Here is a 21,072-nt window from a genome sequence, read left to right as displayed (position 1 = left end):
GTTGCGGGTGGGCTCGATGATCAAGGGAGCCGGCGAGCGGCCGGCGAGCCTGGCAACAGTGTGGTGCGCGGGACGCCGCGGTGGGGGCGTCGGAGAGGTTTTCAGCTTTCTCCCAGTCTCTACCAGGGTTGACCGCAGGCGAAGACGGTTACATGAAGGGACCGGGAGACTACCGGATCGGCGGCGGGGGCAGCCGGTTGCGGTGATGGGCCATACAGCCTAGCTCGGAATCAGCCCGGTCGGTAGGACGTTGTACGCAGTGGCAGGGCGCACAGCGGGCAGCTCAGCACAACGGGAGGACGGCGAACGTGGCGAACGACACGGGTATCCGCACCGACAAAGTCGCCGAGGAGCGCGACCTGGTCGGTGTGTACCTGCACGAAATTTCCAGGACGCCGTTGCTGGACGCGGCCGGTGAGGTCGAGATCGCGAAGGCGGTCGAGGCCGGGCTGTATGCCGACAAGTTGCTCGAAGCCGGCCAGACGGTGCACGGCGCGTCGAAGGCGGAGCTGACCCGGCTGGTGGTCGAGGGGCAGCGGGCCAAGGAGCAGTTCGTCAAGGCGAACCTGCGGCTCGTGGTCTCCATCGCCCGGCGGTACGTGCGCAGCGGCATGCCGATGCTCGACCTCATCCAGGAGGGCAACACCGGCCTGGTGCGCGCGGTCGAGAAGTTCGACTACGAGCGCGGCTTCAAGTTCTCCACCTACGCGACCTGGTGGATCCGGCAGGCGATCAGCCGGGCCATCGCGCAGCAGGAGCGCACCGTGCGGCTGCCGGTGCACCTGGTCGAGGACGTCAACCGGATGCGCAACATGACCCGCCAGCTCACCCGTGAGCTGGGCCAGGAGCCGGAGGCGGAGCAGCTGGCGAAGGCGCTCGGCGTCAGCGTCGAGCGGATCAACGAACTGAAGCGCTGGTCGCAGGACACGGTGTCGCTGGACACCCCGGTCGGCGACGACGGCGACACGAACCTCGGCGACCTGGTCGCCGACACCGACTCGCCCAGCCCGGAGGACCTGGTGCTGGCCGGGATGGAGCGCGACCGGGTGGACGGGCTGCTCGGCCACCTGGACGACCGGTCCGCCGGCATCGTCCGCGCCCGGTACGGGCTGGACGACGGGCGGGAGCACTCGCTCACCGAGGTGGCGCAGCGGTTCTCGCTGTCCCGGGAGCGGATCCGGCAGCTGGAGATCCAGGCGCTGCACCGGCTGCGCGAGCTGGCCGGCGCCGGCGGCCTGGACGCCGCCTGACCGCTCGCCACGACCACGAACGGCGGCCGACCCCACCCGGGGTCGGCCGCCGTTTCGCGCCCGGTGGTACCTGCTCAGCCGGTCGCGGCGGTTCCGGACCGCGGCCGGGCGCCGGCTCCGGTGCCGGGTGCCCGGTCCGAGGCTGGGTCCGCGGCGGTGTGCTCGGGGTCGGGACCGGCCCCGGTGGCGTGCTCGCGATCGGCCCTGGTCGCCGGCTCGCGGTCGGTGGCCTCGCCCTCGGCGGCCTCGCAGAGCAGCCGGATCGCCGCGGCGACGGTACGCAGGCCCTCGGTGTCGAGGCGCTCCAGCAACCGCCGGGTGGCGAACTCGCCGGCCTCGTTGAGCCGGTCCAGCAGCCGGCGCCCGGCGGTGGTGAGCTCGATCAGCCGTACCCGGCGGTCGCTCGGATCCTCGCGCCGGCTGACCAGGTGCTGGGCGGCGAGCCGGTCGACGATGCCGGTGACGGTGGCCAGCCGGACGCCGAGCACGTCGGTGAGCGCCTGGCCGGAACTCGCCCCGCGGGCCAGCGCGATCAGCACCTTGAGCTGCTGCATCGTCAGGTTGAGGTCGAGCAGCGGGCTGGGCCGCAGCCGGGCCGCCGCCTGCTGGAGCCGCTGCCCGTCCGCCAGGATCCTGCCGATCAGCTCGTCGCCGGTGGCCACGTCCGTCTCCCCCTCAATCTCGTATCCGGCGGACCACTGTCCGTGTTGGGGCGGGGGCCGGTGCCGGCCGGATACTTCGGGTCAGCCAAACTGTTTCCCTGAACCGTACTAGTGATCGCGGCAGCGCGCCGGACTGGCGGGTCCGTGTGGCGTCGCGACCACCGCGGTCAGATTGCACAGGGTGACGCCGCGCGCCGTGCCGGCGTCGCCCGCGGCCCCGGACAACGAGGGGAAAGCCAGTATGTGGCTGCTGTCCCGGCTCAGTCTCGCCAACCGTAGCCTCGTCGCCCTGATCACCGTGGTGATCATCGGCTTCGGGGCGTACTCCATTCCATCACTGCGGCAGCAGCTGCTGCCGTCGCTGGAGTTCCCGATCGCCGCGGTCCTGATCACCGATCAGGGCGCCTCGCCGCAGGTGGTCGAGGAGCAGGTCACCACGCCGATCGAGGACGCCATCCAGGCGGTACCGAACCTGGAGAGCGTCACGTCGACCTCGCAGTCCGGGTCGGCCACCGTGCTCGCCCAGTTCGAGTACGGCACCGACCTGGACGACGCGACCAACAAGATCGAGCAGGCGGTCAACCGGATCGACGCGCAGCTGCCGGACAACGCGCAGACCAGCGTGTTCGCCGGCAGTACCGACTCGCTGCCGGTGGTCACGCTGGCCGCGTCCGGTTCGCTGTCCCAGCAGCAGCTCGGGCAGCGGCTCACCGACACCATCGCGCCGAAGCTGCGCAAGATCGACGGGGTCAAGGACGCCGACGTGACCGGGGTGCGCGACCAGCAGGTCACCATCACCCCGGACCCGGCGAAGCTGGCCAAGGCGGGCCTCGCGCCGACCGCGGTGATCACCGCACTGCAGGGCGCCGGTGCGCGGGCCTCCGCCGGTACCCTCACCGAAGGCGACAAGAGCCTGTCGGTGCAGGTCGGCGGCAAGTTCGACTCGGTCCAGCAGATCAAGGACCTGTACCTGTCGCCGGCCGCGGCCGGTGCCGGCCAGCAGGGTGCCGGGCCGTCCGGCAGCCCGGGGCAGCAGGGCACCGGTCAGTCCGGTGCCACCGGACAGCAGGGCGGGCAGCAGAAGGCCGCGAAGCCGGTACGGCTGGGTGACGTGGCGAGCGTCAAGGTCACCGAGTCGGCGGCGACGTCGCTGACCCGTACCAACGGCAAGCCGAGCCTGGGCGTGTCGATCACCATGAAGCCGGACGGCAACGCGGTCGCGATCTCCGAGAAGGTGCGCGACGAGCTGTCCGACCTGAAGTCCGACCTCGGCCCCGGCGGCCAGCTGACCATCGTCTCCGACCAGGCGCCGTACGTGCAGAAGTCGATCAAGGACCTGTTCACCGAGGGCATGCTGGGGTTGGTGTTCGCCGTCCTGGTGATCCTGATCTTCCTGCTGTCGGTGCGGGCGACGCTGGTCACCGTGGTCAGCATCCCGGTGTCGGTGATGATCGCGCTGCTGGTGATGTGGTTGAAGGGCGACACCCTCAACCTGCTGACACTGGGCGGGTTGACGATCGCGATCGGCCGGGTGGTCGACGACTCGATCGTGGTGCTGGAGAACGTCAAGCGACATCTCGGCTACGGCGAACCGAAGCGCGAGGCGGTGCTGTCCGGCGTGCGCGAGGTGGCCGGCGCGGTGACCTCGTCGACGCTGACCACGGTCGCGGTGTTCCTGCCGATCGGGCTGGTCGGCGGCATGGTCGGCGAGCTGTTCGCGCCGTTCGCGATCACCGTGGTGGTGGCGCTGTTGGCCTCGCTGCTGGTGGCGCTGACCATCACCCCGGTGCTGGCGTACTGGTTCCTCAAGGCGCCGAAGCGGGTCTCGCCGGCGGAGGCCGAGCTGGCCCGCCAGCAGGCGCTGGAGAAGGAGCGGCGCAGCCCGCTGCAGCGCGCGTACGTGCCGGTCATCCGGTTCGCCACCCGGCACCGGTTCGTCACGGTGCTGATCGCGGTCGTGGTGTTCGTCGGCACCCTGGCGCTGGCGCCGGGGCTCAAGACCAACCTGCTCGACTCGTCCGGTCAGGACACCCTGAGCCTGTCGGAGAAGATGCCGGTCGGGACCAGCCTCTCGGCGACCAGCGCCGCGGCGGAGAAGATCGAGGGCGTGCTGCGCCGGCACGGCGACATCAAGTCGTACCAGGCGACCGTCGGCTCCACCGGCTTCGGTACCGGCAGCTCCAACCAGGCGAGCTTCCAGGTCACCGTGACCGAGGGCACCGACACCGACAAGCTGTCCGACTCGCTGCGGCACGACATCGACGAGCTGTCCGGCGTCGGCGAGGTGACCTTCGGTGACGTCACCGGTTTCGGCGCGAGCAACGTGCAGGTGGTGGTGACCGCCCCGGACGACGCGACGCTGCGCACGGCGGCGCGCCAGGTCGAGGGCGCGTTCAAGCACACCGGGCAGCTGCGTGACGTGGAGAGCGACCTGTCGCCGACCAACCCGCAGGTGCAGGTGACCGTCGACCACCGCCGGGCCGCCCAGTACGGCCTGACCGACACCGCGATCACCCAGCTGGTGCAGCAGGCGTTCCAGGGCGCGCCGGCGGCGAAGATCGAGCTGAACGGGGCCGATCGCAACGTGATCGTCCGTACCGGGGCGGCGCCGGCCACGATGGACAAGCTCAAGGCGCTGCCGGTACCGACGGCGACCGGCACCGTGCCGCTGTCGGACGTGGCGACGGTCAAGCAGGTCAACGGCCCGGTCACCATCTCGCACACCGACCGGAACCGCAGCGCGACCGTCTCGGCGACCGCGACCAGCAGCAACACCGGTCAGGTCACCACCGACCTGACCAAGAAGCTGGATGCGCTGAAGCTGCCGACGGGCGCCGACTGGAGCATGGGCGGCGTCGGTTCGGACCAGTCGGACGCGTTCACGTCGCTGGGGATCGCACTGCTCGCCGCGATCGCGATCGTGTTCATCATCATGGTGGCGACGTTCCGGTCGCTGCTGCAGCCGCTGATCCTGCTGGTGTCGGTGCCGTTCGCGGCGACCGGCGCGATCGTGGCGCTGCTGGCCAGCAACACCGCGCTGGGCGTCGCGTCGCTGATCGGCCTGCTGATGCTGATCGGCATCGTGGTCACCAACGCGATCGTGCTGATGGACCTGATCAACCAGTACCGGCGGCAGGGGATGAGCGTGTCCGAGGCGGTGGTCGAGGGCGGCCGACGCCGGCTGCGGCCGATCCTGATGACCGCCGCGGCGACGATCTGCGCGCTGATCCCGATGGCGCTCGGGCTGACCGGCGAGGGCGGCTTCATCTCCAAGCCGCTGGCGATCGTCGTGATCGGCGGCCTGGTGTCCTCGACGCTGCTGACGCTGCTGCTGGTGCCGGCGCTCTACACGATGGTGGAGGGCCGGCGGGAGAAGCGCCGGCTGCGCCGGGAGGCGGCCGAGGCGGCGCTGGACGAGCAGCGCGAGCCGGCCGCCGCCGGGGCGCAGTGACCGGCGGCCCGACGTGCGGCGGGCGGTGGGCCACCGTGGCTCCCGCCCGCCGCGGCACGTCGGTCCGTAACAGACGAACGGCATGTTCGATGGCCAGACCAGGCTTCGCGCCGCGCGCGGTCGCGGTAGCCTGACAGACCGTGGCGGCGGCCCTACCCGGCACCCACCGGGTGCGGACACCTCGTGTCGCGAGGACACCGGGTCCGCGCCCGCAGCGGAGGTGTGACGGATGACAGGCCCGAGGTCCGATCTGCGACTGATGGTGTGGAACCTGTGCCGCGGTGGCACCGGTACCCCGGCCGGCGACGTGCTCGACCAGATGACCGACCTGATCGGCCACGTCGCGCCGGACGTGCTGTGCTGCGTGGAGACCGAGGGCGCCACCGACCGGATCGTCGCCGGGCTGCACGCCGCCGGGCACACCGACTACCGCGGGCACCGGCTGGCCGCCGACGGTACCGACGACAACCTCGCCATCGTCACCCGGCTGCCGGTGCTCGAGCGGCTGGCGGCGCCGGCCGGGCGGACCGTGGACAGCTACAACTTCGGCGGGCTGCGGCTGCGGTTGCCGGGCGGCGGCGACGTCGCGGTGTTCGACACCTGGCTGCGGTTCGACGTGGCGATCCCCGACGCGCTGGAGGCCACCGTCGCCGAACTCGTCGACGGCGCCGAACGCACCCGCAACGACGAGCAGCTGGCCCTGCTGGAACTGCCGCAGCTGGCCAACATCGAGGAGATCCTCACCGAGCACCTGCCGACCGCGCTTTCCGACCCCGACGTGCCGGTGCTGCTCGCCGGCGGCTTCAACACCGAGTCGCACCTCGACCTCGCCGCCGGCGACCCCGCGTACCGGCGGCACGTGCGGCCGCAGTGGCAGGTCACCGCGCGGTTGGCGAAGGCCGGCTTCGCCGACGCGTACCGGCTCGCGCACCCGGACGCGGCGACCGATCCCGGCGGTACCTTCGACCGGGCGGCCGGCGGACAACGGCTGCCGCACCGGATCGACTACGTGTTCGTCGACGAGCGGCGGGTCCGGGTGCGTGCCGCCACCACCCTCTGGCAGCGCCTCGACCGGCACGGTCCGGGCGGCTTCTACTCCGACCACGCCGCGCTCGTCGTCGACGCGAGCATCGCCCCGTAACCTGGGGCGGTGATCATCAGCCTGCTGGCGGCACTGGGCGCCGCGGTGTTGTTCGGCGTCGCATCCGCGCTGCAGGCGTACGCGGCGCGCACCGAGCCGCCCGGCTCGGGCCTGCGCGGACTGCTCCGGGTGGTGCTGCGGTTGCCGTACCTGCTGGGGTTGGGCTGCGACCTGGCCGGGTTCGTCGCCGAGATCGTCGCGCTGCGGAGCCTGCCGCTGTTCGCGGTGCAGGCGGCGGTCGCCGGCTCGCTCGCGGTGACCGCGGTCGTGGCCGTACCACTGCTGTCGGCGCGGCTGTCGGTCAACGAGTGGATCGCGGTCGCCGGGGTGTGCGTCGGGCTCGCCTCGATCGGTGTCTCCGCCGGTGCCGAGGGGACGCCGACGGTCGGCGCGGCGTTCCGCTGGGGTCTGGTCGTGGCGACCGCCGTACTGATCCTCGCCGCGCTGGGCGCGAGCCGGTTGCCCAGCCGAGCCCGGTGCACCGCGCTCGGTCTCGCCGGTGGGCTCGGGTTCGGCATCGTCGCCATCGCGGCCCGGATCCTGCCCGGCCTCTCGCCGGCACACCTGGTCCGCGACCCGGCCGCGTACCTGGTGATCGTCGCCGGGGTGACCGCGTTCGCGTCGTTCACGACCGCGCTGCAGACCGGTGCCGTCGCGGCCGCGACCTCGGCGCTGGTACTCGGCGAGTCGGTCGTGCCGTCCGCGGTCGGGGCGCTGCTGCTGGGCGACAGCACCCGGGCCGGGTACTGGCCGATCGCGGCCGGCGGGTTCGCGCTCGCCGTCGTCTCGGCGGTCCTGCTGGCCCGCTTCGGCGAACCGGCCTGACCCCGGCGCCGTCATCGACCGCGCTCCGGGCCGGATCGGGTCGGTGGGCCGGCCCACCCCGCGGCCGCTCGCGCACCGTCCCACCGCTGGCGCGGCCGGATCGTGCGCGTGCCACCTGCCGGTGCGGCCGAGTCATGCGCGGGCCACCTGTCTGCGCGGCCAGGTCGCGCGCGGGCCCGGTCGGTCGTGCGCGGGCCCGGTCGGCGGCGCGGTCGTAGGCTGGTCGGATGTTGCGCTGGCTGACCGCATTCGTGGACGTACCGCCCGCCTTCGCCGACCGCGACGTCGCGTTCTGGCAGGCGGTCACCGGTTCGACGCTCTCGGCCCGCCGCGGCGACCGGTCCCAGTTCGTCACGCTGCTACCGCCCACCGGCGACGCGTACCTGCGTGCGCAGACGGTGTTCGCCGGCGCCGGCGGCAGCCACCTGGACCTGCACGCGGACGACCCCGAGGCGCTGGCGGAGCGGGCCCGCTCGCTGGGCGCGACGACGCGGTTCCAGGAGCCCGGGCTCACCGTGCTCGACTCACCGGCCGGGCTGGCGTTCTGCGTCGTCGCGGCGCACGGCGAGGCGGTACGGCCGGGGCCGGTCACCCGCGGCGACGGCACCCGCAGCCTGGTCGACCAGGTCTGCCTGGATCTGCCGCCCGACGGCTACGAGCGGGAGTGCGGTTTCTGGTCCGCGCTGACCGGCTGGCAGCTACGGACGGATTCCCGGCCCGAGTTCCGACACCTGGCCGGGCCGGCCGGGATGCCGTTGCGGTTGCTGCTGCAGCGGCTGGGCGATGCCCGACCGGCGACCGCGCATCTCGACCTGGCCTGCGACGACATCGAGGCGGAGGCGGCCTGGCACGTCGCCCGGGGCGCCCGGCGCAGCCACCGCACCGCCGACTGGATCACCCTGCGCGACCCGGCCGGCCTGCCGTACTGCGTGACCCGGCGCAGCCCCGACACCGGCACCACTCCCGACTGACCGGCGCGCGCCCGGCGTCGTGCCGGGTCGGCCGGCCGGCGGCCGGCGTGGGCTGGAGTGCCTGGTGTCGGGTCGGCCGGCCGGCGGCGGGTGTCGGCTGGAGTGCCCGGCGCGTGCCCGGTGCCGTGCCGGGTCGGCCGGCCGGCGGTTGGTGTCACGCGGGACTGACCGGCACGACCGACGGCCACGCTGGGCCGGCGGTGGCAGGTGGGTCACGTGTGAGGGAGCGGCTCGGCGCTGCGGGTGGGTGAGCGCGCGGTCAGGGGTGTGCCGGGGTGAGGGCGCGAACGGCGGCGGCGACCGCGTCCGGGCGGTCGAGCATGGCGAGGTGCGCCGCGTCCGGCAGCACCTCGTGGGCGCCGGCCAGCTCGGCGGCGAGCGCGGCGGTGCCCGCAGACCAGGCGGCGGCCCGGTCGGCGCCCAGCCCGTACGTCGCGGCGAGCACCCGCACCGGTACCGGCGGGAACGGCGCGGCGCGCATCGCCCGCAGCGCCACCGCCTGCCCCCGGTACGCGGCGAGCTCGGCGACGATGCTCGCCAGCGTGTCGCCCGACGAGTACACGGCGGTCAGCGCGTCCGGCACCGGGTCGGGGCGGGGCGGCCAACCCGGCCGGTCCGGGCCGGTGAGCCGCCGCGCGGTGCTGTGCCGGTACGCCAGGCGCACCGCGGGCGGGCCGATCAGCCGGCCGACCGGGACGGTGGCGAGCAGCCCGGACAGCGGCGCGTCGGCCTGCCGGGCCAGCGTCTCGAGCCCGCGCAGCGGGTGCTCGGTCGGTACCGCGTCGGGTTCGTAGCTGGGGTCGACGAGCACCAGGCCGGCGAGGCGGCCCGGTGCGGTCCGCGCGTACGCCTCGGCGTGCAGCGCGGCGGCCGAGTGCGCCACCACGGTGACCGGCGCGGTGGGGGAGAAGTGGTCGGCGGCCGCGGCGATCCGAGCCGCCTCGACCTCCAGTGTGGACGGTCGGGTCGAGCGCGGGGACAGGCCGAGGCCGGGGCGGTCGAGCCGGACCAGGTGGTAGCCGCGCAGCAACGGCACCACCGCGTCCCAGTCGAACCAGCTCTGCCCGAGGCCGCAGCAGAACAGCACGACGGGACCGGTACCGCCGTCGACCACGTGCACCAGCTCGCCGTCGAGGCTGATCAGTTCCGACCGCGACCGCGGGCGAGCGGGCATCAGGACCGCCCGCCGGGGCGCACCATCGGGAACGCCAGGGTGTCCCGGATGGACAGTCCGGTCAGCAGCATCACCAGCCGGTCCACGCCGAGGCCGAGCCCGCCGGTGGGCGGCATGCCGTACTCCAGGGCGGTGAGGAAGTCCTCGTCGAGCTCCATCGCCTCCGGGTCACCGCCGGCGGCGCGCAGCGACTGCTCGGTCAGCCGGCGCCGCTGCTCGACCGGGTCGGTCAGTTCGGTGTAGCCGGTGCCGATCTCGGCGCCGAACGCGACCAGGTCCCAGCGTTCGGCGAGCCGGTCGTCGCGCCGGTGCTGCCGGGTCAGCGGCGACACGTCGGCCGGGAAGTCCAGGTAGAACGTCGGCTCGACGGTGGTGCGCTCGACCAGCTTGTCGTACAGGTCGAGCAGCAGCTCACCGTGGCTCTCGCCGTCCTCGTACGGCACGTGCAGCCGGTCGGCGTGGGCGGCCAGCTCGGCGACCGGCGTGTCCACCGTGACCGGCGCGCCGACCGCCGCGGCCACCGCCTCGTGCACCGTGCGCCGCCGCCACCGCCCGCCGATGTCCACTTCGGACACCGACCCGTCCGCGGCGGTACGCCGCAGCACCGGCGCACCGAACGCCGCGGTCGCCGCGGACTGGATCAGCGTCTGCGCCAGCTCGGCGATGTCCTGGTAGTCGGTGTACGGCTGGTAGGCCTCCAGCATGGTGAACTCGGGGTTGTGGGTGGCGTCCACGCCCTCGTTGCGGAAGTCGCGGCCCAGCTCGAACACCGCGCCCACGCCGCCGACGCACAGCCGCTTGAGGAACAGCTCGGGCGCGATCCGCAGGTACAGGTCGAGGTCGTAGGCGTTGGAGCGGGTGCGGAACGGCCGGGCGTTCGCGCCGCCGTGCACCCGCTGCAGGATCGGCGTCTCCACCTCCAGGAACCCGCGCCCGGTCAGGGTGGCGCGCAGCGAACCGATCGCGGCCGCGCGCACCGCGAGCAGCCGCCGGGCCGCCGGCCGCAGCGCGAGGTCCAGGTGCCGCGCCCGTACCCGCGCCTCCGGGTCGGTGAGGCCACGATGCTTGTTGGGCAACGGATGCAGGCACTTGGCGGTGATGGTGAACGCGCGCACCAGTACCGACGGCTCGCCGCTGCGGCTGGTGACCAGCTCACCGTCGAGGGCGAGCTGGTCGCCCAGGTCGACCTCGGCGGACCAGCGGCGCAGCACGTCGTCGCCGGTGTCCGCGGCGGTCAGCATCGCCTGCAGGTCGCCGGTGGCGTCGCGCAGCCGGGCGAACCGGACCCCGCCGTGGTCGCGGTCGAGCAGCACCCGGCCGGCCACCCGTACCGCCTCGCCGGTGCGATGGTCGGCGGGCAGCTCGGCGGCGCGCCGGGCCAGCTCGCCGCAGCCGTCGGTGACCGGCGCAACCACCGGGTACGGGTCGGTGCCGGCCGCGCGCATCTTCTCCATCGTGGCCAGCCGTACCGCGACCTGCTCCGGCACCGGCGGCCTGGTCGGGGCGATCGGCTCGTCCGGCTCGTCCGGCGGGCCGACGGTGGGACCGGTGGCGGGCGGCTGCGGCGGGGGCGCGCTGATCGCCCGGTCCCGGCCCCGGTTGAGCAGCGCCGACAGCCGGGGCACGGTGACGAACCCCTCGGCCATCGCCGAGGCGAGACCGACCCGTGCCACGTCCCGGGTGTCGCCGAAGCACAGGTAGCGCGGCAGCCAGACCGGCCGGTACTTGACGTTCGACCGGTAGAGCGACTCGATCTGCCACCAGCGGGAGAAGAACAGCAGCAGCTTGCGCCACAGCCGCAGGATCGGCCCGGCGCCGATCCTCGCGCCCTCCTCGAACGCGGCGCGAAACACCGCGAAGTTCAGCGAGATCCGCGACACCGACAGCCCGGCGGCCGCGGCGACGACCCCGGCGACCATGAACTCCATCAGCCCGTTGTCGGCGTCCGGGTCCCGGCGCATCAGGTCCAGCGACAGCCCGTGCCGGCCCCACGGTACGAACGACAGCAGGGCGGCCGGGCTGCCGTCCGGTGCCATCGCCTCGACCAGGACGCAGCGGCCGTCGGCCGGGTCGCCGAGGCGGCTGAGTGCCATCGAGAAGCCACGCTCGGACTCGGTGTCGCGCCACGCCTCGGCCCGCGCGACGATCTCGGCCATCTCCTCGGCCGGCACGTCGGCGTGCCGCCGGATCCGGGTGGTGTAGCCGGCCCGCTGCACCCGGCGCACCGCCTGCCGCACGCCGCGCATCTCCCGGCCGTCCAGGGTGAAGTCGGCGACGTGCAACACCGCCTCGTCGCCCAGTTGCAGCGCCCGCAGCCCGGCCCGCGCGTACGCGGTCGCGCCCTGCTCGCTCGCCCCCATCACCGCGGGCGTCCAGGCGTACCGGCGGGCGAAGGCGTGCCACGCCGCGATCGCCGGTGCCCACGCCTCCGGGTCGCCGATCGGGTCGCCGGAGGCGAGGATGACCCCGCCGACCACCCGGTAGGTGATCGCCGCCTTGCCCGACTCCGAGAAGATCGCCGACTTGTCCCGCCGAGTGGCGAAATAGCCCAGCGAGTCACGTTCGCCGTACCGGTCGAGCAGGGCCCGGATGCGCGCCTCGTCGTCGGGCGGCAGTACCGCGGCGGTGCGCTGCGAGGCGAGCAGCACCAGCAGCGCGGCGAACAGCGTCGCCGCCACGCACAGCCCGGTGACCAGGGCGATCCAGTGCGGTGCGCCGCCGGGGCCGTGCAGCGGGTCACTGGAGTCCAGCAGCCGGTGCCCGACCCAGGACGCGCGCTTGCGCCGCCCGGCGAGCGTGCCCGGATCGAGGGTGACGAGCAGGTAGCCGATGCCGGCGGTGGCGACGAGGCCCAGGACCAGGGTGGCGGTCGCCTTGCGGAAGCTGCCGCGCTGCACCCGGGCGTAGAACTCGTGCCGCGCCCGGACCAGCACGATCACCTCGACCGCGACGAACACGGTGCCCACGGCGGTGAACACGATGTCCGCGCCGTACACCTCGGGCAGGTCGTGGCCGGTGGCGAGGCTGACGACGATGTACGCGTCGCCGATCAGGTCGGTGAGCAGCGCGAGCCCGAGCAGCACCCCGAGGATGACGCCGGCGACCCGCTTCCGCCGGGCCACCGCGGCGGCCAGGATGACCAGGAAGGCCACCCAGGCGAGGTTGACCGACGCCGGCAGGCCGAGCGTCTCGATCAGCGCGGTCGGCCAGTACAGGTAGTCGCGCAGCGGCGGGATCGCGGCCCGGACCAGCCCGTACAGCGCGAGCAGGCCCAGGTAGGTGGCGAACACGGTGGGTACCCGTGGCCGCAGCCGGTCCCACCTGGTGCCGGTCGCCTCGTTCGTCACCTTTGCTCCAGCCCTACGCGCAGCGGATCGGGCCGGTACGGCCCGACGGCGGCGTCCGCCGTGCCTGCGGTCAGGGATGGACGGTGGCGCCGTCGCGGCGTCCCCGGATCGTCGGGGCGCGATCGTCTCTCAGCGTAATCGGGAGCAGGCAAACGCGCGGTAAGTGTGGATGTACGCCACGCCAGCGAGTTTGGGCGCTCGGGTTTCGCGCACGCGGTTCGGCCGGTCAGCCGTCCGTGTCGGCGTCCCCGTCGTCGCCGGCCGCGCGCCGCGCCTTGCGGGCCCGCCGGGCGGCCCGGAGGCGGGCCCACCGGCTGGTCTTCCCGGCGGCCGCCACGGTGTCGGCCCCGTCGGTGTCGTCCTCGGCCCCGTCCTCGGCCTCGTCGCCTGCCTCGTCGGTGTTGTCGTCGGCCTCGTCGTCGGCCCCGTCCCGGGCCTTCGCGTCGCCCTCGGGCGCGGCCGTGTCCCCTTCCCGAGCCTCGGTGCCGGCGCCGGTCGCGCCGGCGGCCGCCGACCCGGCATCGTCGGCGTCCTCGGTCCGGTCCGCCTGCCGATCCGGCTCGGTCGCGCTGCCCGGCTCGGCGGTCGCCTCGGCCTCGGCCTCGGCCTCGGTGTCGGGTTCGGTCTCGTCGTCGTCCGACGCGTCCGGTTCGGCGTCGGTGTCCGGGTTGGCCGACTCGGCGTCGGCATCCGGCTCGGCCGGCTCGGCGTCGGTGTCCGGCTCGGCCGGGCGCTTCTTCTTCAACCGCAGCGTGAACGGCTCGCCGGTCGAAATGACCTGGCCGCTCTTGCCGCTCGGATTGATCATCATCGACATTGCCCGCGCTCGCCTCCGGATTCGCCCCCGCAACGTCGCCTCGACGCAACGCGGGCCGGCCGCGTCGCAGCCGTCGCCTGGACGACGCTGGAGCACAAAAGCTACCCGACTCGGTTGATACCACGCGGCCCTGTGCGCGGCCAGGGCACGGCCGGGTGGCGCGGTCCCGCGTTCCGGCGGCAACACGCCCGGCCCGCCCGCATCGTGGTCGAATGTCGTGTACCACGTGGTGGTCGGTGCGGCGGGCCAGGGCCGGGCGGTGCCGTCGGTGCTGGATAGCATGGTCGGGTGACTCCCGCCGAGCTTGCCGAGACAGTTCTTGCCGCCGCGCGCGGCGCGTTCGCCGCGCACGGGCTGGACGCCGCCGTGCTGCCCACGACGACCAGCGTGGAGCGACCCCGCAATCCCGAACACGGCGACTACGCGTCCAACCTGGCGCTGCAGGTCGCGAAGAAGGTCGGGGCGAACCCGCGGGAGCTGGCCGGCTGGATCGCCGAGCAGCTCGGCGGGGCGACCGGCGTCGCGTCCGTCGACATCGCCGGCCCGGGTTTCCTGAACATCCGGCTGTCCGCCGCCGCGGCCGGCGAGCTGGCCCGGGTGGTGGTCGACGCCGGCGAGCGGTACGGGCACTCCGACACGCTGGCCGGTCACCGGCTCAACCTGGAGTTCGTGTCGGCCAACCCGACCGGGCCGGTGCACATCGGCGCGGTCCGCTGGGCCGCGGTCGGTGACGCGTTGTCCCGGCTGCTGCGGGCCACCGGAGCCCAGGTCGGCACCGAGTACTACTTCAACGACGCCGGTTCGCAGATCAACCGGTTCGCCCGCTCGCTGTACGCGGCGGCCACCGGCACCGAGATCCCGCCGGACGGCTACCACGGGCAGTACATCGCGGAGATCGCCGCCGACGTGGTGACCCGCAACCCGGGCGTGCTGGACAAGTCGGCCGACGACGCGCTGGAGATCTTCCGGGTCGACGGCGTCGCGCTGATGTTCGACGAGATCAAGACGTCGCTGGCCGAGTTCGGTGTGCAGTTCGACCGGTACTTCAACGAGAAGGACCTGCACGACGCGGGCGAGCTGACCGCGGCGGTGGAGCGGCTGCGCGAGCAGGGTGCGATCTACGAGCGTGACGGCGCGACCTGGCTGCGCACCAGCGAGCACGGCGACGACAAGGACCGGCCGCTGGTCAAGTCCGACGGCGACTGGACCTACTTCGCCGCCGACTGCGCCTACTACCTGGACAAGCGGCAGCGCGGTTTCGACAAGGTCGTGATCATGCTGGGCGCCGACCACCACGGCTACATCGGCCGGATGCGGGCGATGGCGGCCTGCTTCGGCGACGACCCGGACCAGACGCTGGAGATCCTGATCGGGCAGATGGTCAACCTGGTCAAGGACGGCGCGCCGGTGCGGATGAGCAAGCGCGCCGGCACCGTGGTGCTGCTGTCCGACCTGGTGTCCGCGGTCGGGGTGGACGCGGCGCGGTTCTCGCTCGCCTGGTACTCGGTCGACTCGCCGATCGACCTCGATCTGGACGCCTGGGCCAAGCGCAGTCAGGACAACCCGGTCTTCTACGTGCAGTACGCGCACGCCCGGATCGCCTCGCTCGGTCGCAACGCCGCCGAGCTGGGCATCGGCCGGGGCGCGGACTTCGACGCGAGCCTGCTGTCCACCGCCCAGGAGGGCGACCTGCTCAAGGCGCTCGGCGAGTTCCCGGCGGTGGTGGCCGGTGCGGCCGAGCTGCGCGAGCCGCACCGGGTGGCCCGCTACCTGCACGCGCTGGCCGGCACGTACCACCGGTTCTACGACGCGTGTCGGATCCTGCCGCAGGGCGACGAGAAGCCGACCGAGCTGACCACCGCGCGGCTGTGGCTGGTCGAGGCGACCCGGATCGTGCTGGCCAACGGCCTGCACCTGCTCGGCGTCTCGGCGCCGGAACGGATGTAGCCGTGCGCGCCCACGAGGCCGGTGCCCTGCACGCCGACATCGGTCAGCACGGCCCGGAATGGCTCCGCGAGCCCGCCGACGTCAACGACCTGTTGCCACAGCTGTGGCCGCGCACCGTGACCCGCGGTTCCGACGGGGTCCTGCGCATCGCCGGCATCCCGGTCACCGAGCTCGCCGCCGAGTTCGGCACCCCGGTGTACCTGCTGGACGAGGCCGACCTGCGCGCCCGCGCCGCGGCGTACCGGGACGCGTTCGACGCCGCGTTCGACGGCCTGGCCGGCGCCGACGTGTACTACGCCGGCAAGTCGTTCCTGGCCAAGGCGGTCGTGCGCTGGATCGCCGAGGAGGGCCTGCGGCTGGACGTGTGTACCGGCGGGGAGCTCGCGGTGGCGCTCGCCGCCGGGATCGACCCGGCGCTGATCGGCTTCCACGGCAACAACAAGTCACTGTCCGAGTTGGACCGGGCGGTCTCGGCCGGGGTCGGCCGGATCGTGCTCGACTCGTTCGACGAGATCGACCGGCTGGCCGGGCTCGCCGCCGAGCGCGGGGTCCGGGCGCCGGTGATGATCCGGGTGACGGTCGGGGTCGAGGCGCACACCCACGAGTACATCGCGACCGCGCACGAGGACCAGAAGTTCGGCTTCTCGCTCAACCGCGGCAACACCGGTGCGCCGGGCGGCGCCGCCGCGGAGGCGGTGCGCCGGGTGCTCGCCGCGCCGTCGCTGGAACTGCTGGGCCTGCACTCGCACATCGGGTCGCAGATCTACGACGCGGCCGGGTTCGAGGTGTCCACCCGCCGGGTGCTGGAGCTCGCCGCGCAGTTGCGCGACGAGCACGGCATCGAGCTGCCCGAGCTGGATCTCGGCGGCGGCTTCGGCATCGCGTACACCACCCAGGACGAGGTGTTCGAGCCGACCGAGATCGCCACCGCGCTGGCGAAGATCGTCGAGCACGAGTGCGCCGCGTACGGGCTGCGGGTGCCGCGGGTGTCGGTCGAGCCGGGCCGGTCGATCAGCGGCCCGGCCGCCTGCACGCTGTACGAGGTGGGCACGGTCAAGCAGGTCGAGCTGGACGGCGGCGTGACCCGCACGTACGTCTCGGTCGACGGCGGGATGAGCGACAACATCCGCACCGCGCTGTACGACGCGTCGTACTCGTGCACCCTCGCCTCCCGCGCGTCGACCGCGCCGCCGGGGCTGGCTCGGGTGGTCGGCAAGCACTGCGAGTCCGGCGACATCGTGGTGCGCGACGAGTTCCTGCCGGGCGACGTGGCGCCGGGTGACCTGATCGCGGTGCCCGGCACCGGGGCGTACGCGCGGTCGATGGCGAGCAACTACAACCACGTGCCGCGGCCGGGCGTGGTCGCCGTCGCCGACGGTACGGCCCGGGTGATCGTGCGCGCCGAGACCGAGGACGACCTGCTGCGGCTGGATGTGGGATGACGACGAACGCAGACAACACCGCGGATCCGGTCAAACCCGCGGCCGCCGCGGAGCCGGTGCGGATCGCGCTGCTGGGCTGCGGCACGGTGGGTGCCGAGGTGGTCCGGCTGCTGGACGAGCAGGCCGACGACCTCGCCGCCCGGATCGGCGCCCCGTTGGAGCTCGCCGGCATCGCGGTGCGCCGGCCGGACCGCGACCGCGGCCCGCTGCCGGTGCCGCGGGAGCTGTTCACCGCCGACGCCGCCGGGCTGATCAAGCGCGACGACGTGGACATCGTGGTCGAGGTGGTCGGTGGGCTGGAACCGGCCCGCGGCTGGCTGGTGCATGCGCTGCAGTCCGGCAAGAGCGTGGTCACCGCGAACAAGGCGCTGCTGGCCGAGGACACCGCCACGCTCGCCGCCGCGGCCGCCGACGGCGACGCCGACCTGTACTACGAGGCCGCCGTCGCCGGCGCGATCCCGCTGCTGCGGCCGCTGCGCGAGTCGCTGCACGGCGACCGGATCACCCGGATCACCGGGATCGTCAACGGCACCACCAACTACATCCTGTCCAAGATGGACAGTACCGGCGCCGGGTTCGGCGAGGCACTGGACGAGGCGACCGAGCTCGGCTACGCCGAGGCCGACCCGACCGCCGACGTGGAGGGGTTCGACGCCGCGGCGAAGGCGGCGATCCTCGCCTCGCTGGGCTTCCACACCCGGGTGACCGCCGCCGATGTGTACCGGGTGGGCATCACCGAGGTGACCGCCGCCGACGTGGCCAGCGCCCAGGAGATGGGCTGCGTGGTCAAGCTGCTGTGCATCGCCGAACTGCGCCGGGATCCCGACGGCTCGGAGTCGGTGTCGGCCCGGGTGCACCCGGCGATGATCCCGCGCAGCCACCCGCTCGCCAGCGTCGGCGACGCCTACAACGCGGTGTTCGTCGAGGCGCAGGCGGCCGGCCGGCTGATGTTCTACGGTGCGGGTGCCGGTGGCGCCCCGACCGCCTCGGCGGTGCTCGGCGACGTGGTCGCGGTGGCCCGCAACCGGCGGCTGGGCCGTTCCGCGGTGGCCGACTCCGCGTACGCGAACCTGCGGGTGCGGCCGATGGGTGAGGTGGCCACGCGCTACCACATCTCGCTGGACGTGGCCGACCGTGCCGGGGTGCTGGCCCAGGTGGCGGCGCTGTTCGCCGAGCACGGGGTCAGCATTCAGACCGTCCGGCAGGAGGGCCGCGGTACCGGCGGCGAGGCGCTGCTGGTGATCGTCACGCACCGGGCGCCGGATGCGGCGCTGCGGTCCACTGTGGACGCCCTGGCGGAGCTGGACATCGTGCGGCAGGTCGCCAGCGTGATGCGGGTAGAGGGAGAATAGACGTGCGCACCTGGCGCGGCGTGATCAACGAGTTCGCCGACCGGCTCCCGGTCACCGACACCACTCCGGTCGTCACGCTGTACGAGGGCGGTACGCCGCTGGTGCCCGCCGAGGCGCTGTCGCAGCGCACCGGCTGCACGGTGTACCTCAAGGTCGAGGGGATGAACCCGACCGGGTCGTTCAAGGACCGCGGGATGACCGTCGCGATGTCCAAGGCCATCGAGGACGGCGCGAAGGCGGTCATCTGCGCCTCCACCGGGAACACGTCGGCCAGCGCCGCCGCGTACGCGGCCCGGGCCGGGGTGCTGTGCGCAGTGCTGATCCCGCAGGGCAAGGTGGCGCTCGGCAAGCTGGCCCAGGGGCTGGTGCACGGGGCGAAGCTGCTGCAGGTCGACGGCAACTTCGACGACTGCCTGGCGCTCGCCTCGAAGCTGTCCATCGACTACCCGGTCGCGCTGATGAACTCGGTCAACCCGTACCGGATCGAGGGGCAGAAGACCGCCGCGTTCGAGGTGGTCGAGGCGCTCGGCGACGCGCCGGACATCCACTGCCTGCCGGTCGGCAACGCCGGCAACATCACCGCGTACTGGCAGGGCTACGTCGAGGATCAGCGGGCCGGCAACGCGACGCACACCCCGCGGATGTTCGGGTTCCAGGCGTCCGAGTCGGCGCCGATCGTGCGCGGTGAGGTGGTCCGGCAGCCGCAGACGATCGCCACCGCGATCCGGATCGGCAACCCGGCCAGCTGGACCAGGGCGGTCGACGCGCGGGACGCTTCGAACGGCCGGATCGACGCGGTCACCGACCGGGAGATCCTCGCCGCGTACAAGCTGCTCGCCCGCACCGAGGGCGTGTTCGTGGAGCTGGCCAGCGCGGCCAGCGTCGCCGGGCTGCTGCGGTCGGTGCAGGCGGGGCTGATCGAGCGCGGCCGGACGGTAGTCTGCACGGTGACCGGGCACGGCCTCAAGGACCCGGACTGGGCGGTGTCGACCGCGCCGGCGCCGACCACGATCCCGGTCGACGCGCACGCCGCCGCCGCCTCCCTCGGCCTCACCTGAGCCCGCCCCGCGGCGGCCCGGATCGCCCCGGGCGGTGCGTTTCGACGGACGCCGCCGATCGCCCGCGGGTGGGTCGGTCCGGCCACGCCGCGGCGAGGGCGGCGATGCCGGCGGTGATCGTGTCCGGGGTCAGGTGCGCGTAGCCGAACACGAAGCCGGGGGCCCCGGCCGACCCGTAGTGCCGCAGGCCGCGCAGCCGCACGCCGCCGCGGCGGGCCGCGTCGGTCAGCGCCGCCTCGTCCCCGCCGGGCAGGTGCAGCACCGCGTGCAGGCCGGCCGCCACGCCGGTGATCCGCGCCGCCGGCAGGTAGCGCGCGACCGCCGCGACCAGGCTGTCCCGCCGGGACCGGTAGATCCGTTGGCAGCGGCGCAGATGCGCGTCGTAGCGGCCGGAGGTGAGGAACGCGGCGAGCGTCCGCTGCTCCAGTACCGGCCCGCAGAGGTCGTCGGCGCGCTTGCGGTCGACGATCGCCGGTACCAGCCGCTCCGGCACCACCAGCCAGCCGAGCCGCAGCCCGGAGGCGAGCGACTTGGACACCGATCCGGCGTACGCCACCCGGTCGGGCGCGAGCCCCTGCAGCGCGCCGACCGGCGCCCGGTCGTACCGGAAGTCGCCGTCGTAGTCGTCCTCGATCAGCAGACCGTCCACTGTGGATGCCCAGGCGACGAGCCCGGCCCGCACCTCGGGTGGGTACGCGATGCCGGTCGGGAACTGGTGCGCCGGCGTGACGAGCGCGACCCGCGCCGGGGTACCGGACAGGTCCGGCTCGGCGGCGCCGACCGGCACCGCGAGCGGCCGCAGCCCGTTGGTACCGATCAGCATCGCGTGCTCCGGCGCACCCGGGTCCTCGACCGCGACCGTCTCGTGCCCGGCGTCGGCCAGTACCCGGCTCAGCAGGCTCACCGCCTGCGCGACGCCACCGCAGACGACGATCCGGTCCGGGTCGGCGACCACACCGCGCCGGCGGGTCAGCACCTCGGCGAGCGCGGTACGCAACTCGGGCACCCCGCGAGAGTCGCCGTAGCTGAGCGCCGCGTCGGGTGTGCCGGCGAGCACCTGCCGGTACAGGCTGCCCCAGGCGGCGCGCGGGAACAGCCGCGGGTCGGCCTGCCCGGGCCGGAAGTCGAACCGGGTCGCCGGCCCCGGCGTGCCGTCGCCTCGCCCGGCCGCCGCCGCGCCCCGGGCGGCCGAGCCACGGACACCCACCGCCGGACCACCGGGCCCCGGCGCCGAGCCGGATCCCCGCAGCGAGCCGGATCCCCGCAGCGAGCCGGATCCCGGCACCGAGCCGGATCCCCGCAGCGAGCCGGTTCCCGGCACCGAGTTGGCTCCCCGCGCCGAGACGGCTCCCGGCGTCGAGTCGCCGGCGGCGTAGGTGCCGGCGCCGGGCCGGCCGGTCAGGTAGCCCTCCGCGCGCAGCTGGTCGTAGACGCTGGTGACCAGGCCGCGGGAGACCCCGAGGTCGGCGGCGAGCGCCCGGGAGGCGGGCAGCCGGGTGCCGGCGGCGATCCGGCCGGCGCGGACCGCGTCCCGCAGCGCGGACTCCAGCAGCCGCCGGCGCTGCCGGCGCGGTGCCCGCACCGCGGGCAACAGCAGCTCCCACGCCGGACTGGTCCACGAATCCTCCATCGGAT

Annotated in this window: 14 protein-coding genes; 9 read left to right on the top strand and 5 right to left on the bottom strand. The window is 73.8% G+C overall.

Translation table 11 applies throughout. The annotated features are described in order from the left end of the window. Window positions 1-308: 308 nt before the first annotated feature. A complete protein-coding gene (locus NUM_RS07900) occupies window positions 309-1,250 on the top strand; it encodes a sigma-70 family RNA polymerase sigma factor (protein ID WP_207124105.1) in 942 nt (313 codons plus the stop codon). A gap of 74 nt (window positions 1,251-1,324) precedes the next feature. Here the strand turns inward: NUM_RS07900 and NUM_RS07895 are convergent, their stop codons facing one another. Then, window positions 1,325-1,912, bottom strand: coding sequence for a MarR family transcriptional regulator (locus NUM_RS07895; RefSeq protein WP_207124104.1), 588 nt, complete (start codon window positions 1,910-1,912; stop codon window positions 1,325-1,327). 181 nt (window positions 1,913-2,093) lie between these two features. On the opposite strand from NUM_RS07895, the gene NUM_RS07890 reads away from it, so the two are divergent. The 4 genes from NUM_RS07890 (at window position 2,094) to NUM_RS07875 (ending at window position 8,300) form a co-directional block, all read left to right on the top strand. Continuing rightward, a complete protein-coding gene (locus tag NUM_RS07890) occupies window positions 2,094-5,363 on the top strand; it encodes an efflux RND transporter permease subunit (RefSeq protein ID WP_225918404.1) in 3,270 nt (1,089 codons plus the stop codon). 229 nt (window positions 5,364-5,592) lie between these two features. Beyond that, complete coding sequence (locus NUM_RS07885; protein WP_207124101.1) at window positions 5,593-6,504, top strand: endonuclease/exonuclease/phosphatase family protein; 912 nt, start codon at window positions 5,593-5,595, stop codon at window positions 6,502-6,504. Window positions 6,505-6,513: 9 nt separating this feature from the next. Next, window positions 6,514-7,329, top strand: coding sequence for a hypothetical protein (locus tag NUM_RS07880; RefSeq protein WP_207124099.1), 816 nt, complete (start codon window positions 6,514-6,516; stop codon window positions 7,327-7,329). Window positions 7,330-7,556: 227 nt separating this feature from the next. Continuing rightward, window positions 7,557-8,300, top strand: a complete 744-nt coding sequence (locus NUM_RS07875; RefSeq protein WP_207124097.1) for a VOC family protein — start codon at window positions 7,557-7,559, stop codon at window positions 8,298-8,300. A gap of 259 nt (window positions 8,301-8,559) precedes the next feature. Here NUM_RS07875 and NUM_RS07870 read toward each other — a convergent pair whose 3' ends face one another. From NUM_RS07870 to NUM_RS07860, 3 genes are all read right to left on the bottom strand, one after another. After that, on the bottom strand, window positions 8,560-9,474 hold the full coding sequence (locus NUM_RS07870) for an alpha/beta fold hydrolase (protein WP_207124095.1): 915 nt from the start codon (window positions 9,472-9,474) through the stop codon (window positions 8,560-8,562). Next, window positions 9,474-12,821: a bifunctional lysylphosphatidylglycerol synthetase/lysine--tRNA ligase LysX gene (gene lysX / locus NUM_RS07865; protein WP_225918403.1), complete on the bottom strand. Its 3,348-nt coding sequence runs from the start codon at window positions 12,819-12,821 to the stop codon at window positions 9,474-9,476. Before lysX ends, NUM_RS07870 begins: the two co-directional genes overlap by 1 nt. Before the next feature lie 226 nt (window positions 12,822-13,047). Continuing rightward, window positions 13,048-13,632, bottom strand: a complete 585-nt coding sequence (locus NUM_RS07860) for a hypothetical protein (protein ID WP_207124093.1) — start codon at window positions 13,630-13,632, stop codon at window positions 13,048-13,050. A 294-nt stretch (window positions 13,633-13,926) separates the two neighbouring features. Here NUM_RS07860 and argS point away from each other — a divergent pair, with 294 nt between their 5' ends. The 4 genes from argS to thrC are packed head-to-tail and all read left to right on the top strand — an operon-like array spanning window position 13,927 to window position 19,437. Next, the gene (gene argS, locus NUM_RS07855; RefSeq protein ID WP_207124091.1) at window positions 13,927-15,585 is read left to right on the top strand and encodes an arginine--tRNA ligase; all 1,659 of its coding nucleotides are present in this window, start codon (window positions 13,927-13,929) and stop codon (window positions 15,583-15,585) included. 2 nt (window positions 15,586-15,587) lie between these two features. Further along, window positions 15,588-17,027, top strand: a complete 1,440-nt coding sequence (lysA, locus tag NUM_RS07850; RefSeq protein WP_207124089.1) for a diaminopimelate decarboxylase — start codon at window positions 15,588-15,590, stop codon at window positions 17,025-17,027. Further along, window positions 17,024-18,379, top strand: coding sequence for a homoserine dehydrogenase (locus NUM_RS07845; RefSeq protein ID WP_207124088.1), 1,356 nt, complete (start codon window positions 17,024-17,026; stop codon window positions 18,377-18,379). The genes lysA and NUM_RS07845 overlap by 4 nt, the downstream gene beginning before the upstream one ends. A gap of 2 nt (window positions 18,380-18,381) precedes the next feature. Then, window positions 18,382-19,437: a threonine synthase gene (gene thrC, locus NUM_RS07840; RefSeq protein WP_207124085.1), complete on the top strand. Its 1,056-nt coding sequence runs from the start codon at window positions 18,382-18,384 to the stop codon at window positions 19,435-19,437. Here the strand turns inward: thrC and NUM_RS07835 are convergent. Next, window positions 19,430-21,067, bottom strand: coding sequence for an aminotransferase-like domain-containing protein (locus NUM_RS07835; protein ID WP_207124084.1), 1,638 nt, complete (start codon window positions 21,065-21,067; stop codon window positions 19,430-19,432). The two genes, thrC and NUM_RS07835, sit on opposite strands and share 8 nt — an antisense overlap. Window positions 21,068-21,072 lie beyond the last annotated feature (5 nt).

Source organism: Actinocatenispora comari (assembly GCF_017312725.1).
In the GTDB taxonomy this organism is placed as follows: Bacteria; Actinomycetota; Actinomycetes; order Mycobacteriales; family Micromonosporaceae; genus Actinocatenispora; species Actinocatenispora comari.
Note: the sequence above shows the minus strand (reverse complement) of the source record. Positions and strands in the feature narration are given on the sequence as shown.

Bases quoted from the DNA above. Each gene is read 5' to 3' on its own strand.
- NUM_RS07885 (WP_207124101.1), top strand. From the start codon at position 5,593: ATGACAGGCCCGAGGTCCGATCTGCGACTGATGGTGTGGAACCTGTGC.
- NUM_RS07875 (WP_207124097.1), top strand. From the start codon at position 7,557: ATGTTGCGCTGGCTGACCGCATTCGTGGACGTACCGCCCGCCTTCGCC.
- NUM_RS07870 (WP_207124095.1), bottom strand. From the start codon at position 9,474: ATGCCCGCTCGCCCGCGGTCGCGGTCGGAACTGATCAGCCTCGACGGC.
- NUM_RS07860 (WP_207124093.1), bottom strand. From the start codon at position 13,632: ATGATGATCAATCCGAGCGGCAAGAGCGGCCAGGTCATTTCGACCGGC.
- NUM_RS07845 (WP_207124088.1), top strand. From the start codon at position 17,024: ATGACGACGAACGCAGACAACACCGCGGATCCGGTCAAACCCGCGGCC.
- NUM_RS07835 (WP_207124084.1), bottom strand. From the start codon at position 21,067: ATGGAGGATTCGTGGACCAGTCCGGCGTGGGAGCTGCTGTTGCCCGCG.